Source organism: Novosphingobium sp. BL-52-GroH (genome assembly GCF_044813085.1).
Taxonomy (GTDB): domain Bacteria; phylum Pseudomonadota; class Alphaproteobacteria; order Sphingomonadales; family Sphingomonadaceae; genus Novosphingobium.
In genome coordinates this window covers 470,011-485,137 of the sequence record NZ_CP171151.1, presented here as the reverse complement: position 1 = coordinate 485,137, position 15,127 = coordinate 470,011, and the positions used below count along the sequence as shown (strand labels likewise).

Genomic DNA, 15,127 nt, shown 5'->3' with positions numbered 1-15,127 from the left:
TTGGGAAGCGACGCCTGACATCGCCAAATGCCCGCAGGTGTATATCGCTGATTGCGGTATGCGCGGCCGCCCAAAGTTCCTAGAGGTGTACCTTAAGCAGCGATCGCCCTGCCATGCAAAGCGACGGGAAGGACCACTGCCGGCATGGCGCATTAGCGGCGTCTCCGATCGCTGATTACGGTACGGTCTGGAATCCAAAGCCGGAAGGCGCGGCTAGGGCGTCAGTTGTCTCCAATGGAGAAAACGGCTCAAAAGCCCCGGATCAGGCCGGTTTAGGCCATTTTTCGACGTACCGTTTCCAGCGATCCTTCAACGCGTCGCCTTCGAGCGTTTCGAGCTCGCTTCCAAGGAGCTTACGGAATGCGTCGGCCATTATCGTTACGGAATTATTTGAGCCAAAGTCCCTGCCGATCCGGTACAGCTCAGGTTCGGCAAATTCGAGAGCCCCGCTCGTAGGAAAACGGATCGCCGCCGCAGGCTTGGGCAGCATCGGCTTGTCCGCACTGTACACACGGAGAAGTCCCGTCTCTTCCGCAGTGCTTGAAACTTGCCGTCTGGGTCCCCTGCCCTCTCCTTGGAGAAGCAGCATCCCCTTCGTAGGCTTTTCAGCGTGTCGTAACCGGATGATGAGATCACTGACGTCCACAGAGTGGCGGGCCTGCTGATACACCCCGGAGACTTCTTCCCAGGCAGCCCGGACAGACTGACGGAACTTTGTCATAGTGTTCGACTGGTTGCCCAGATGCTTTGCCAGATCCGCCCAGCTGAGCCGAACTTCCGTCCCTTGAGGGATCCGTGGCAAACGGTAGGCGAGCCAAGTGTAGAGATCGAGCTTTGTCGCACTGTCCTTCAGAGCCACGATCGCCCGTTCGTTAAACGGTACCGAATGCTTCAGCAGTTCCCCGTAGAATTCCTCGGAAAGGACGAAGTGTGAGACGAAGGTGCCCTCCCCCGTTCTCAGGCCGGCATACTGGTTGACGATGCGCATGTCGTTCACAGCGAAAGCGCGTGCTTGCTGTGCAGGCGCGGTTTGCCACTTCTTGCCCTTGCTGGACGCCGGAACACTGTCATCCCAGCGGATTGTCCACTGGCAGTTGAGTATCCGGTCAATCTGATCCTGGACGCTTGTCCGTGTCCCGCGCTTGCCTCCGGACGACGTGTTGGTGATGCCCATCCGGCGCAACCAGCTTGAGAACGAGCTTCCCAGGTAAATTTCCCGGGTTCGGGTGCGCACAGCCTCTGTCATGATATAGATCATGATAAGCCGGGCATGGCGGCCGTAGGGCACGCCCTTGTTCACGGCTACGAATTCGCCATCCGGACCAATGGGTTCCTGCCGTTCCATGGGCTGGATGATCAGCGAGATGTTCCCGTCCCGCCGGATCACAGGTGCCGACTGGTCCTTCGGGGCTTTGACCGGGAGCGACATCGCGCACAAGGCCGAATGCATGAAGTTGGGAAGAGATTCCTCTTCCATGACGAAGTGTACGGCATCGAATATGCGCTGTGCATCTTCGGTTTCGGCAAGCGCGCGCACCTCGGCGGCCGGACTGTACTTGAGCGCCTCGACAAACTGTGCTCCCAGAGGAAGCATGATCTGAGCATCGCTCTCGCCGGTTTTGCGCCTTGCCACAGAATCACCTTGGGAAAAATCATTTTCGGTGGCGAGATTTTGCCGAAAATCGCGATCGACGCAAGATATTGGCGGTTTTTTCTGGTTATGGCCTTTGAAAGTGCCAAGAGATCGCTGATTAAAGTATGGTCAGCCAACTGCCAGCCATGTCATTTCTCGAGACAGCCTCACGCGTCATTCCGGAGGAAGGTATCTCCCAAAGGGAGTAGGAATCGGTAGTAGGTTAGATGGCGTACCGTAATCAGCGCCCTTTCGTACCTTATTCATCGCTCTATCGTACCCTAAGCAGCGGCTGTGCGTACCTTTGCCAGCGACCGGCCAGGGTTATCCACAGGCTCCGTGCGAATGGCCAAATTCCCCTTCGCCCGCTTTGCGCTTTTGACGAGAAATAGCCCGGAAAAATGCCAAGGGATCGCTGATTGCGGTATAGTCGACAGCGCTTAGCCTGAGAAATGCAGCCTTGTGGGCCGGCAAAGTCACGGCAGGGTCAAAGCTCAGATATGCTCCAGCCGTACCGTAAACAGCGACAGACCAGCTCATCTCGCTTGTCAGATTTTGCTCATTCATTGTCGATAAATCGACAACTCATCGCTGCTTTGGGTATCTTCGACAATTACCGAAATCGCTTCCGGTGCGGGAAGCGTGACGATCGGAGATTTTCGTTGTCGAATTTTCGGTAAGATTCTAGAGGAAAGTGACAAAGGGGATGATTGCCCCGGTAATTTGAGAGCCAAACGAGGACAAGCATGGCGTCCCTTCCCTCAGATCTGGGCAGCACCACCAAGGAGCTGATCACCCGCTATTATCACATGGCGAGCATGGTGCTGAGCAAGCTCCAGGAACGCAACATTCAGCATAACCCTCCGCGAAGCGGTCCGATGTTCTCCATCTCGCAGGCGGCGAGCTTGGTAGGACGTTCGGCATCCGCGATCCGGATCGCCGAAGCGGAAGGCCGCCTCCCTCATCAGGAGCGAAACCTAACAGGCCGGCGGAAGGGTTACACCCTGATGGACCTGGATACCATGCGGCAGGTCTTCGATACCCGCCCATGGCGCGAGGAGTCCGATCCGCCGGCGATCATTGCCTGTCAGAATTTTAAGGGCGGCGTTGGCAAGTCCACTATCGCGGTCCACATGGCCCAGTATCTTGCGATACACGGATATCGCGTGCTTCTCATCGATGCCGACGCACAGGCCTCGGCAACGATGCAGTTCGGCTATATCCCGGACAAGGATCTGGATGAGCTCGACAGCATATATGCCCTGCTTCAGGGCAAGCCGGAACGCGGCATTGCGCAGATCGTGCGCAAGACTCATTTCCACAACCTCGATCTCATTCCAGCAAACCTCAAGCTCTACAATGCTGAATACGAGGTGGCAGCCCGGATCGGTGTGCACGGGTTCGATGTCCTGACCACCCTCGCCCGCGACATTAACAAGATTTCGTCGCAATATGACGTCATCGTCATGGATCCGCCGCCAGCACTGGGCATGGTATCCTTATCGGTTATGTATGCAGCCAATGCGCTCTTGATCCCGGTGCCGCCAAGCATCGTCGACTTTGCATCGACAACGGCGTTTCTCGGGATGCTTGAGGAGACAATGGGCGCCCTTGGGGAGCATGATATTCAACCCGAATATGGGTTTGTCGGGATGGTGATATCAAAGAGCGAAGCGAACATCGAATCGCAACGCCAGATCGTGGACATCACGAACGCGGTCTTTGGGCGTAGTGTATTCTCCCAGGAGCTTCGAAGCTCGGCGGAGTTCAATAATGCTGCGAGCCAGCTTAAGACTGTGTTCGACCTTACGTCCTCGACAACCAATCACGCCGTACGGACGCGGTGTCTCAACCAACTCAACCAGCTCGGATGGGAACTGGAGGGGAACATCAAGAAGTTGTGGCCGTCCAAGCAAAGTCTGGAATGAGCTTGCCTCAATCTGCAAATTCCGAGTGCCTGTAACCCCGGCGAGTCGCCGGGGTTTTTCTTTGATCGCGAACCATCTGCTCCCGTTCTCGTCCTGCTCCAGGCCTTGGCAACCGACCGACTATGGTCGGTCGGCGTCTTTCCCTTTGGCGGTTTGCTCGATCGCGCTCGCTAGACCATGGGGCGCTCCCCTCGATTGCTCGGGCCGCGCATGGCCATTTATCTCTGAATTCGCCCGATCTTCATAGCAGCACAGCGTCCGTCTCCATTGGAGACAGGCGGGCGGGAGATGTGACAGACCCGCAATGGCGGCAGTTCCGGTCAGCAAAATATCGGCCGGGATCGATCGAGTCTCCATTGGAGAATCTCCCCGCCGTGTGCCCGAGCGAGGGCGAGTGCGAATGGATATACGAGATCGTTGGGGGTCGACACCAGCCGTAGCTCGGAGGTCGGCAGCGGGGATTCTCCAATGGAGAATACCGAATTCTTGCGGTGCCGTGACCCGGCGTGTATGTCCGAGGTCGGCGGATTTAAGCGCCATTCGATGCTACGAAGGCCAATTTTTCACGTCGTCTCCATTGGAGACATTGGTCAGCAGGCACCATTGGCTACAGACTTTCCGTGATAGCCGCTTGCCGTCTGTGCTCCTCAGTTCGGCTTGCCAGTCCGTGACACATTGAGTTCGGCGGGGGAGGGGGTAGGGCTTGACATGGGCGCAAGCAAATCCACTGCTGATCGGCTCTCCTGACGTCGTCGCGCCGCGTCCCAATGGAGATGGCGCGCGGCTTCACTGCAGCCGATATTTGGGCACACGAGAAGGCGCGGTCTTGCACTCCGATTGTCTGTTCCGATAATCACCTCCCGAAGGTCGGGAGCGAGATTCGGTCGCGACATCTTATCAGGTTAGGAAGAAGGGAACATTGTATGGCTCGCAAGCCGGGTTTTGGAGCCTCGATCGCTTCGGAGGTCGTCGAGGCATTCGGAAGCGGTGAAGCTCCGACCCTTCCGACTGGCGATGTTCTGGTCAGTCGTGGTAAGGCCTTGTCCAAGCTTGGTGCCGATGTTCAGTACGAACAGTATGAATGGGTAGACCCTGCTTTGTGCAAGCCGTCGCGTCAGAATGCGCGACGCTACGATGACCTCACCTATGAGGACTGCGAAGAGCTGATCCAATCGATCCGGTCGGAAGGGCGTCAGCGTATGCCCGCGATCGTGCGTCGTACCGATGACTCTGCGGTGCCTTACGAGATCGTCGCAGGCTCCAGGCGGCATTTTGCAATCACCTGGTTGCGGGCGAACAACTACCCTGACTTCAAATATCTCATCGATGTTCAGCCGCTCGACGACGAGGCGGCGTTCCGGCTGAGTGATCTCGAAAACAGAGCACGCGCGGATGTCTCGGACATCGAGCGCGCGAGAAGCTATCAGATGGCCCTGCATGCCCATTACAAAGGGGATGCCTCCGCGATGGCGGAAAGGCTCGGGGTGGGGAGAGCGACGATCTATCGATACATGTCGCTTGCCGATCTGGACGATACGTACATCAACGCATTCGGCGATGCGAAGGTTGTTACAGTCTCTCATCCTCGCGCGATCACTTCGATCGTAAAAGGGGGGGGGCAGGTGGCCGAAAGGGTACGTGCGGAGGCTGTCCGGCTAGCAGACGTCCAGCGCGAGCGCCTGAAGGAAAAGGTGTCCCTCATCCCGCCTGCGGAGGTCATTGCCTCCTTTCGGCAAGCTGCGAAGCCGCCTCGGCCTCTGGTGATCGAGAACACTTCGTTTACGATCGGCGGAGCCGACGGCGGCGAAATTCTCACCTACACTAGGCCATCGAAAAAGAAGGGGATGTCCATCACTCTGTCCGCAAAGCTCTCGGCGGATCGGAGCGAGGTCGAGGCGGCATTTCAGCATTTGTTGGATGAGCTGTTTGGGGCCGGCAGGAAATGATGTGCTCAAGAGGAACATAGCCGGAACCACGCCGATTTGGCTTTCTGGCGGCATTAGAGCGCGCTCGAGGTCATTAGGCCCTTAGGGATCGGCCAATCGGCGTTTTCGCGCTGTAAGCCCAGTTTCTGGGATTGTTTTTCCCACAGCTTTCGAGCTAACCGAGCCATTCGGCAGGCTGTGACCGTCATAATTCCTCTCGCGTGAAGCAAGCGCCTTAGGAAGGGGTGAGTTCTGCCATTAGCGATGCCGCCGTCGACGCAGAGTGGCGGGCAGTTCAGTCACCAATGATCAACCATGCTTCGGCTTCTTGGCTCGGATCAAATAGCTAGCTTACGCCTTTTACGCCTTCGTCGCTGACGGAGGAGGGGAGGGGCGGATACCGTATCACGGCCTGAGATAGGCGGCGATGAAGATGCCACCACTGCGCGACTGGATATAGCAATGGTCGGACAGGATAGGATGTCGGGCCTCATGTCGACGCGGCCAACGATCCTGGGGGGAAGGGTGCGTGCACATTTAAGAGGTCGCATCCTGCTCGGTAGCAGGGCTTCTCTGCGGTCGCGTCCGTCAATGTGGTGTAAAATTGGGTGTGGCCAGCGGGCTGCATTTTCAGGCGGCCTTGGGTGTAATCTGTAGCGGCTGGACCTCCTCGATCATTGGTGTGGCAAGGGCGGCCATGCCCTCGATCTGCATGTAGCGGTGCTGGAGCTGGTATTCGTCATTCTGCTCGAGCAGGACAGCGCCGACGAGGCGAATGATGCTATCCTCGTTCGGGAAGATGCCGACAACGTCGGCGCGACGCTTCACCTCCTTGTTCAGGCGCTCCAGCGGGTTGGTCGAATGCAATTTGACCCGGTGCTGCTCGGGGAATGTCATGTAGGCGAGGACGTCGTGCTCGGCGTCGTCCATGCAAGCGCCAAGCTTTGGCCAGCGGGCTCGCAACTGGTCGGCGACCTGGCGCCAGACCTGCGTTGCGGCGGCATGATCGGGCTGGAGAAAGACCTGGCGGATGGCAGCGGCGACCACGGTGTTCTGGCCCTTGGGCACGTAAGCCAGGGCATTGCGCATAAAGTGAACGCGGCAGCGCTGCCAGGTAGCGCTGAACACGCGGGTGATCGCTGCCTTGAGGCCCTCGTGCGCATCGGAGATGACCAGCTTAACGCCGCTCAGGCCGCGCCGGGCGAGGTCCTTGAGGAAGCTCGACCAGAACGGTTCGGCTTCGGAGGGGCCAATGTGCAGGCCGACGATTTCGCGCTTGCCCTCGATGTTGACGGCAACGGCTATTATCGCGGCGACACTGACGATCCGCCCGCCCTCGCGCACCTTGAGGTAGGTGGCATCGAGCCAGAGATAGGGCCACTCACCGGCGAGGGGTCGCTTAAGGAAGGCATGGACGCGTTCGTCGATATCCTTGCACAGCTTGGACACCGAGGACTTGGAGATGCCGGTCATGCCCATCGCCTGCACCAGCTCGTCGACGCGTCGGGTGCTGACGCCGGCAATCCACGCTTCCTGGATCACCGCGACCAGCGCCTTCTCCACGGTCTTCCTCGGCTCCAGAAAGCCGGGAAAGTAGGCGCCGGTCCGCAGCTTGGGAATCTTCAGGTTGAGCGTGCCGAGCCGGGTATCGAGGCTGCGGTCGCGGTAGCCGTTCCGCCAGGTCGTCCGGTCGCCGGAGCGCTCGTGTCGGCTAGCGCCGACGAGGCCGTCGACGTCGGCCTCCATGATGATCTGCAATACGCTCTCGGCGATCGTGCGCAGGAAATCTCCATCTCCGGTCTTCGCCATCAGCTCGGCAAGCGGTAGTCTGTCGTCGGTCATCGGGATCAACTCCTCGGTGGGCGTGTGAAGTGTGGTAACTCCACCTTACCGATGAGCCCGGTGGCCACCGAGATCGAAATCGCATCGGGTGGGGCATGCCCCACCCGATGCGATCACCTCAATCTACACCAGAAATTACACCACGAGCGCGGACGCTAACCTTCTCTGCAGTCCTGGGCAATCGGACCGGCGGCGCGAACGTGTGGCTATTCGCAATCTGCGCTGCTCAGAGCGCAATCTTAACTCATCACGGAAACCTCCAGGCGTCGTGGATGATACCGAAGTTTGTGAACAAACAGGTGGCATCCGAGGATCGCGTTGAGGCGACATCTCGACGCGCATCCGATGATTGGCTTCCATCTCGTGGGCGCGGCATTCCAGTGACGATCGTTTGTGCCTGATAAGCACTCAATGAGCGCCGCTAGCGCTAGGAGTGATCCAAAGCCCTTACCTTAGTGGCAAGTGTCCTCGCTCTACGCTCAGCCTCTGCTAAAGCCGAGCCTTTCGTACGGAAAGGGCCGACGTCGTGTTCGGGCTTGTCGGGAAGCCATGCAGGAAGAAACCACCATCCACCGGCGCGATAACTGACAGCGCTGCGCACCGAGCCGATGCCTTCGGCGAGGAACCAGCCTGGATCAAGGCCGTCACGTACCCAATGCGGGGAAGGGTGGTTCATGGCATTCTCCGTGTCAGGACAGCAGGCCGTGCCTCGTTGTAATACGACCTGGAGCCCCAATGTCAGCGGTAGGATACGTATTGTGTTCTGAAACCTTACACGCTCCCTGGCAAAGCGCGAAAATGGGCCGTTTTTTCTACTCAAGTTAAGCTAAATCCACATAGGTATACATCTGCTGATATCATCCGTTTATAGGCATGCGATAATTGCAGTTATCACATAAGCATAATTGACCCCTCTTTATAAGGTGCTGTCGGTTTCAGGATACGACCGGACTCTCCGTCACCGCTGATTTTTGGGCAGCTGCTCTGGAAGAATACGGCCGGATTCCGGGAAGAATACCGTCGGACACTTGCACCCTTCGCCGCAGAGTTCCGGCGTTTTCAGCGACCCTACCTAACCGTATCCGCAGGCTGCGACGGGACGGGGCAGGGGCCTTTCTGAACGTCTGAATGCCTGGCTCAAATGGATGGGTGTTAGAGGCCCGATCCGCTCTGGGGCGATGGTCATCGGCCGCCAAAGCACTTATCATACGGGGGCAACCGAACGGTTGACCCCGTTAGATGGATTGTGACAAATGCCTTTGATTGGCTACGCCCGAGTTTCAACCGACGAGCAGGATACTCTCGCACAGCTTGGTGAACTGCGCGCAGCTGGCTGCGCGACGATATTCGAGGACCGAGCGAGCGGCGCGAGCCGAAGCCGACCAAACCTTGCGCGAGCTCTCTCGAAGGTAGAGCACGGCGACACTTTGGTGGTGGTCAGAATTGACCGTCTGGCGCGTTCGCTCGTCCATCTGCTGGAAATTGTGGAGCAGCTGCGAGGGAAGGGGGCCTACTTCCGATCGATCAACGATCCGATCGACACCAGCAGCCCGCAAGGCATGCTGATGACACAGATGCTTGGTGCGTTTGCAGAGTTCGAACGTGCGCTTATTCGCGAGCGTACGCGCGCGGGCCTCAAAGCGGCGGTCGCGCGCGGTGCGAAGCCGGGAAATCCGAAAATGCGCGCACGGGATCTGTCAGCAATCGATGACTTGCGTCACTCCCTGAGGGAAAAGCATCTCCACGATTTGATCGATGGCCGGCGGGGTTGGCTGCCGCTCGTTGAGCGCCTGCGGCCGCAGTTGCCCTGGGCGTTGGTGTTGCGGCACATTCGAACGCTCAAGCCCCCGGTACGCTCGTTTTCTGAACGCACGCTGGTGAAGGCCTGCCGAACGCTTGTTGATGCAGGCTACGCAAATCCTGTGATCCTTGAGACAGCGCCGCGGCTCTCGCGCGATAGTCGCGTCGCTTTACTTGTTGCCGATAAACTCCGAAGCGAGCCAGACGCGACGCTGCGCGGCATCGCGGCTTGGTTAAGTAAGGATTTGCGAGAGCCAACGCCGCGAGGGGGGATGCAATGGTCACCTGAAGGCGTGAGACGCGTCATTTCCCAGGCCCAAGGTCTAGGCATTCTGCCCAATAAATTGGCGGGCCAGAAAGGTGGCGAATGAGCCTTGAGAGCGAGCAAAAGAAGAGAATGCCGGTAAGGTTTCGGCGCTGGCCTCAAGCGGATAAACCAGTCCGATCCTGACGTAATTTGGGACAGAGCCGCCATTCACGGAGCCGCTGCTGAACGGCAGAGTATGCCAGACCTGCCGTTGGCCTGTGGAGGCTGGATCGACCAAACGAACGTCCGGTTCCAGGCTAGCTATCGCGGCGCCGGAATAGCCGACTTGGGTGGAGAGCGGACACTTAAACGGCACATAAACCTTTTCAGCATACGTCAGGAAATATGAAATTTCCCACTTCCATAATCGCGTTGATAGCCCTTCAGGCCTGTGCGACCGAAAAAGGCAGCGATAACTTTAATGATGTTGAAAAGTCGCGGTGGGCAAATGATTCACAGGATTGTCATGACAGCTACGTCAGCTTTGACAAAAGCCTTCTCCAATTCCACTTCAAAGATGGCAATACTACTTTAGGAAGAATTATAAATCCTGTTGATCAACAAAGACCAAATGGCTTCATATTCTCGATGGAGCCAGACGAATTTCTAAAAGCTAACACCCCAAACCTGCCTCGGCTCTTAACGCTATCGTTTTCTTTAAACCATGACCGTTTATCGCTCTATGCGATGGTCGCTGGAGAAAATGGGGAGATGGGAGGCGTGAGTGACAAGAACTCAACGTTCTCGCGATGGCTAGACCTCAAGCGGTGCGCAAACTGAGCGTTGATGTGCCGAACGCCTGGAACGGGGCGTAAGCGGAAATCTGCAGTCCCGGCCGATCTGCTCGCACAGACACCTCCTCTGGTTGTCCGCACAGACCACCCTGCCCGCTCACGAACCATTTTGGTGCAATGTCAGTTTTCTGGGCGTTGCGCGTGGAGCGAGTCTCATTTTTGAGACAAATGTGCATGGTTATTGGACCATGCACATGGGGCGCTGCGCCTCTGTGCGCTTGGTCACGTCCTCGCTCGCTCCGCTCGCTGCGGCGTGACCAGGCGCACGCGCCGCGCCTCGGCCCAAGGGATCGAGGAGCAACAACGAAGAACAAAATGGGCTACCGACTGGCGGGCGGCGGCTATGCAGAAAGCCCCTCAGGGCCGATGCAGGGCCGAGAGGGGCTAATTCGAACCGAAGTATGAAGGGGGCTATCCGTCAGGGGCTCCGCCCCCAACACCCCCGAACTGGACGCTGGGGCAGTGTCGGCTTTCAGGCGCGGTTGCAGGCTGCAGGAGCGGCTAAAAGGGGTGGATGCCGTTGAAAAAGTCGCTTTTTGGTCGATGCGGTTGTTGCTGATTGAAGCGGACCAGCGCAGATGCCGGACCTCATGTCATCGCCGGCTGCCCGGCGAGGCTGATCTTGGCGAGCTTGCGCAGGTTCTGGGCGGCGGCAGCGAGGTGGAATTCATCCCGAGCACCGTTTGGTCCGCGTAATCGCAGCCGGTCGAGCCGCATAATCCGCTTCAGGTGAGCAAACAGCATCTCGACCTTCTTGCGTTCGCGGCGCGAGGCGACCCATTCGTCTTCTTGCGACAGGGTCCGAGCCAGATCGCGTGCGCCTTCGTGGATCGACCGGGTCACCTTGCGAGACGGCAGGATGGGCGTGCATCGCGGCTTGAGAGCGCAACCGCTGCAGTCCTGCTGCCGGGCTCGGTAGCGGATGAAGCCGTCCTTGTCGGCCTCTGGTCGTGGCGAGGCAAAGTTGCGGTTGCGTGGACGCAGGCGCTTGCCGGCCGGGCAGGTGTAGCTGTCATCCTCGTGATCGAACGTGAAGTCGCTGCGCTCGAAAGCACCATCGCTCCTGGCAGACTTGTCGAAGACGGGCACGTGCGGCTCGATGCCACGCTCGTGCACGAGCCAGGCGAGCATGCCGGCAGAGCCGTAGCCGGTGTCGCCGATCAGCTTGCGCGGCCATAGGCCATGGTGGTCTGCCGCCCGCTCGATCATCCGCTTGGCGGCGGTAACCTCCGCCTGGCGCACCGCCGTACTCGCCTCGACATCCACGATCACCGCGTTGTCGACGTCGATCAGGTAGTTGGTGGAGTAGCAGAAATCGGCGCGCCCGCCGTGCGCCGCAGTATAGCGGGCCGCTGGATCGACAGGCGAGACGCGCTTGGGCTCGACCGGAGTTGCCCCGCCGAAGACTGCATCATCGAGAACGGCGAGGTACTCCTCAACGGCCCGCCTTGGCTGATCGGCGGGTAGGCCCTGCGTGCCCTCGACATAGATTTGCCGATTGGCTTCGGCCCGGATCAAGCTGGCATCGACAGCGAAGCCGTCGCCTCCGACCAGTCCTTCTTCGATGCAGCGCCGCACGGTGGCTTCGAACAGCTGGCGGAACAGATCACTCTCGCGAAACCGGCCATGGCGGTTCTTCGAGAAGGTCGAGTGATCCGGCACGTCGCCCTCGAGATCCAGGCGGCAGAACCAGCGGTAAGCCAGATTGAGATGTACCTCCTCGCACAGCCGGCGCTCCGACCTGATGCCGAAGCAGTACCCCACGATCAGCATCCGCAGCATCAGCTCAGGGTCGATCGAGGGGCGACCGATCGCGCTGTAGAAACCCCGCAGGTGCTCACGCATGGCCGACAAGTCCACGAACCGGTCGATCGCCCGAAGCAGATGATCGGCAGGGACGTGCCGATCCAGGCTGAAGTCGTAGAACAAGGCCTCCTGCGCCACTCGGCGCTCGCCCATCATCGCTTGGCATCCTTCAGCATCCAGATGCTGAATCAGACGCTCACCGCGAGCGCAAGACCAACTTTTTCAACAGCATCGGTGGGTAGCGGTCTTACGGCTTTTGGGTGGCAAGTGCACAAAGGCGGAAGGTAGCTTCATGCGCATTCCGCCGGATCAGCCCGTGAATAAGCAATATATTGACCATCGTTCGCGAGCATCCGAAAACTGTGAAGGTCAGTTTCATCAAAGACACCATATGTCTCTTGATTTATGACCTTATAGAAGTTCAGAAATTTTCCTGAGCCTCGTTTATCTATAGAGTAGCGGTATCCAGAAGCTGACGCGTCAGCAGATATAGGGCGTTCGGCAGTAAGCGCGATCCCTGTCTTATGGCGCTCTAAGTGGAAACCGATGATCGGAAAATTTTTCTGCTCGATTATCATGCCATTAGCTTCGAGCCGTATAGGAGGTGCGCTTTTCGAGGCGAAGCAACCGTACGCTAGGTGGTTGAGTGGATCAGGTTTTGGCTTTGGTCCGAGGAAAAGCGCCGCTCCAATGAACAGGGCCATTCCGATCAGTCCGATAAACTTGAGGTTCCCTTCCAGTTTTGTTCCGGCGTCGTAAGGCATCATTGAACCTGTACTATGAAGGCTACGCCAGGAAGAGTCCGGCTTTGCGACCGCTTTGGAAGCTTAAGCACCTGCTCGTCAACGACTAGGATGGGGCGTTTGCCGCTGGACCGCTCTCCGGGTTAAATTAATACAAGGCGGTCATTCCCCTTCCGAGCGCCGGCTTGCCGTCGCCTGATGACCGGGAAGGGGACAAAGGCGAGCTAGTCTTTCGTGTTTGTATAGCGGTACTCATGCTGGCCATCCCGGATTACAAGCGGCTGTGCCCCCGGCCCGGGGTTTGCTGTAAACTCATACCCACTGTTTGCAGGCGCGATCGTTACGTAGGACGTAGTCCCATCTGAATTGCGCTTGGAAGCGACCTCGCTCTCCCACCCCGGAAACTGGAAAATGCGTCGTTCATCAACGGATCGCACGATTATGCGGCCCAGCTCGGGACTGATATACTCCCTCCCCAAATGGCTGTCATCTGGCGGGGTAGTTAAATCGGCTCTGAGTTGCCGCAACTGACCGAGCCGCATGGTGGCATCGCTCGCCAGATCACTTTCCGCTTGAGGAATGCCGTCATACAGAACCTCGAGCAGCCTTCGCATAAACGGTGCTACCAAATGGCTGCCGCTGTTTGAATTGGTTAGAAGCACGGCACCGATGCCGGCGTCGGGAATGAACAGCAAATCTGTCTGGTAGCCAGGCATGCCACCGCCGTGGTGGTATACTGGCACTCCCCAGCTAGTGTCTTCGACCAAGCCCAATCCATACCGGCTATTCTTGCCGATCGGCACGCCCGGCTTTCGTCGTTCCAACATATTTGTTCGAGAAAACAGCGACGGCCCCTCTGGGGAGGCACCAGTGAGAAGCTCGTTCCTGACATACAGGGCCATATCATGCGCAGAGGACCAAGCGCCGCCCGCCGGCCGGTAAGGGGCGATAAGATACTCAAATGCCAGATCGGCCGGAACGGTCGAGCCACTAAGGTTTTCTCCGTGCGGTGAAGCATGATCACCTGACAAAGCGATATCGGTCGAGAAGGTCGTGTCTGTCATACCCAAAGGCCTGAAGACCTTATCTTGCATTGCACGATCGTAGGCGGTTCCGATCTCCTCGTCGGGATACAGCACATGCCCCGCGACATAGCCTGCAGCCGCTGCCAGCGTGTTGCTGTACTGAAAGGTCGAGCCAAAGCCACTAGTGGGGTTGGTCGTCGCCAGTTCACTGAACACAATTGACGCTGGCGTTTCGCGAGATCGGCCGAAAGTCCATTCGAAATCTCGCCTCGGAAGCCCAGTGCATGCGCAAACCAGCTGCCTGACAAGCACTTTGGATGTGAGGTCACGATCCCCCAACCTGAAGTCTGCATAAGCGCTGGCGACCGGCTGATCCCAAGACAGACGCCCCTCATCAACGAGCTTGGCGAGAAGCAAAGTCGTCATGCCCTTCGTGTTGGATGCGACAAGGAATCGGGTATGCATATTGATCTGATCTGATCGTCCGACCTCGCGGACGCCGAAACCACCTTCGTAAACGATCTTCTTATTCTGGATCAGAGCCAGGGCGACACCCGGGATCTCGAGCCGTTTCATGGCGTCAGACACAAACGCCTTAATGGTGTGCACGCGCTTCGCATCCAGCTTGTGAGCATTACGGCCTGCGAAGCTTTCCCTGACATAGCCAGCGGGCTGCAGCGTATCCCAGACTGAACCAAAGGCCGCACCGCGTCGTTCCGCGACGTCCTCCGCGGAGCTCTGTATCAGCACGGTCCACCGGCCCTTGGTCAGGTGGGGCGCAGCCACAACCACCGTATGCAGGGATGGGGGAACTTGATAGTCGACGATGGCACCCGCTTCCCACCCGTCTCGCCCGGCGCGATTTGATACAAGGCGAACGGGCCAAGGTTGTGTGGGGCCAAGCACCTTCCACGCCGCTGCAGCGGCCCCAGCTGCATCTGGCTGCGCGCCAACTTCGACGATGGCAATGAAGTTGGTCTGTTCGGCGGGCCGAAGGATAGTGGCTTCCTCGCGCCGCTCGACGCTCCATCCATCGGGCACGCTGAATTGGGCCGGTTGGGAGGACGAAGCAGAAATATCGCCGGTCTTTAAGCCAGGATCGTCAGATTTAACAGCTTTCCCTTGCGCCAGTGCTCCGCAAGGGAATGAGAGTATGGCGCAGGCCACTATTCCAAATGTGAGTGCCGACTGAATTTGTCTCATTGCGCACAAACCTCATCCAAGGATCTGTAGTCCGACTAGGCTATGATGGGTGAATCAGACCCCAACAAGCGGTCAGGCAGTAACCGCCTGCAAGCGGACATTGACTCCCCAGTCAACCATG

9 protein-coding genes are annotated in these 15,127 nt (G+C 58.2%); 4 read left to right on the top strand and 5 right to left on the bottom strand.

Annotation, left to right across the window (positions count from 1 at the left end):
* Positions 1 to 262 precede the first annotated feature (262 nt).
* The gene (locus ACFFDA_RS12420) at positions 263 to 1,633 is read right to left on the bottom strand and encodes a replication protein RepA (protein WP_404478942.1); all 1,371 of its coding nucleotides are present in this window, start codon (positions 1,631 to 1,633) and stop codon (positions 263 to 265) included.
* Positions 1,634 to 2,379: 746 nt separating this feature from the next.
* On the opposite strand from ACFFDA_RS12420, the gene ACFFDA_RS12415 reads away from it, so the two are divergent.
* Together ACFFDA_RS12415 and ACFFDA_RS12410 are read left to right on the top strand one after the other, a co-directional pair.
* On the top strand, positions 2,380 to 3,561 hold the full coding sequence (locus ACFFDA_RS12415) for an AAA family ATPase (protein ID WP_404478941.1): 1,182 nt from the start codon (positions 2,380 to 2,382) through the stop codon (positions 3,559 to 3,561).
* Positions 3,562 to 4,484: 923 nt separating this feature from the next.
* The gene (locus tag ACFFDA_RS12410; RefSeq protein WP_404478940.1) at positions 4,485 to 5,507 is read left to right on the top strand and encodes a ParB/RepB/Spo0J family partition protein; all 1,023 of its coding nucleotides are present in this window, start codon (positions 4,485 to 4,487) and stop codon (positions 5,505 to 5,507) included.
* A gap of 609 nt (positions 5,508 to 6,116) precedes the next feature.
* Here the strand turns inward: ACFFDA_RS12410 and ACFFDA_RS12405 are convergent.
* Entirely contained in the window at positions 6,117 to 7,328 is a 1,212-nt protein-coding gene (locus tag ACFFDA_RS12405; RefSeq protein WP_404477663.1) for an IS256 family transposase, read from the bottom strand.
* Between the two features lie 1,253 nt (positions 7,329 to 8,581).
* Here ACFFDA_RS12405 and ACFFDA_RS12400 point away from each other — a divergent pair.
* Together ACFFDA_RS12400 and ACFFDA_RS12395 are read left to right on the top strand one after the other, a co-directional pair.
* On the top strand, positions 8,582 to 9,499 hold the full coding sequence (locus ACFFDA_RS12400) for a recombinase family protein (RefSeq protein WP_404478939.1): 918 nt from the start codon (positions 8,582 to 8,584) through the stop codon (positions 9,497 to 9,499).
* 281 nt (positions 9,500 to 9,780) lie between these two features.
* Entirely contained in the window at positions 9,781 to 10,215 is a 435-nt protein-coding gene (locus ACFFDA_RS12395; protein WP_404478938.1) for a hypothetical protein, read from the top strand.
* Positions 10,216 to 10,817: 602 nt separating this feature from the next.
* Here the strand turns inward: ACFFDA_RS12395 and ACFFDA_RS12390 are convergent.
* The 3 genes from ACFFDA_RS12390 to ACFFDA_RS12380 all read right to left on the bottom strand — a co-directional run bounded on the left by ACFFDA_RS12390 (position 10,818) and on the right by ACFFDA_RS12380 (position 15,006).
* Entirely contained in the window at positions 10,818 to 12,191 is a 1,374-nt protein-coding gene (locus ACFFDA_RS12390; protein ID WP_404478921.1) for a transposase, read from the bottom strand.
* A gap of 134 nt (positions 12,192 to 12,325) precedes the next feature.
* Complete coding sequence (locus ACFFDA_RS12385) at positions 12,326 to 12,802, bottom strand: hypothetical protein (RefSeq protein ID WP_404478937.1); 477 nt, start codon at positions 12,800 to 12,802, stop codon at positions 12,326 to 12,328.
* Between the two features lie 200 nt (positions 12,803 to 13,002).
* A complete protein-coding gene (locus ACFFDA_RS12380) occupies positions 13,003 to 15,006 on the bottom strand; it encodes a serine hydrolase domain-containing protein (RefSeq protein ID WP_404478936.1) in 2,004 nt (667 codons plus the stop codon).
* Positions 15,007 to 15,127 lie beyond the last annotated feature (121 nt).

Excerpts from the sequence above, each read along its gene's own strand:
- ACFFDA_RS12415 (WP_404478941.1), top strand. The coding sequence starts at position 2,380 with ATGGCGTCCCTTCCCTCAGATCTGGGCAGCACCACCAAGGAGCTGATC.
- ACFFDA_RS12410 (WP_404478940.1), top strand. The coding sequence starts at position 4,485 with ATGGCTCGCAAGCCGGGTTTTGGAGCCTCGATCGCTTCGGAGGTCGTC.
- ACFFDA_RS12405 (WP_404477663.1), bottom strand. The coding sequence starts at position 7,328 with ATGACCGACGACAGACTACCGCTTGCCGAGCTGATGGCGAAGACCGGA.
- ACFFDA_RS12400 (WP_404478939.1), top strand. The coding sequence starts at position 8,582 with ATGCCTTTGATTGGCTACGCCCGAGTTTCAACCGACGAGCAGGATACT.
- ACFFDA_RS12395 (WP_404478938.1), top strand. The coding sequence starts at position 9,781 with ATGAAATTTCCCACTTCCATAATCGCGTTGATAGCCCTTCAGGCCTGT.
- ACFFDA_RS12390 (WP_404478921.1), bottom strand. The coding sequence starts at position 12,191 with ATGATGGGCGAGCGCCGAGTGGCGCAGGAGGCCTTGTTCTACGACTTC.
- ACFFDA_RS12385 (WP_404478937.1), bottom strand. The coding sequence starts at position 12,802 with ATGATGCCTTACGACGCCGGAACAAAACTGGAAGGGAACCTCAAGTTT.
- ACFFDA_RS12380 (WP_404478936.1), bottom strand. The coding sequence starts at position 15,006 with ATGAGACAAATTCAGTCGGCACTCACATTTGGAATAGTGGCCTGCGCC.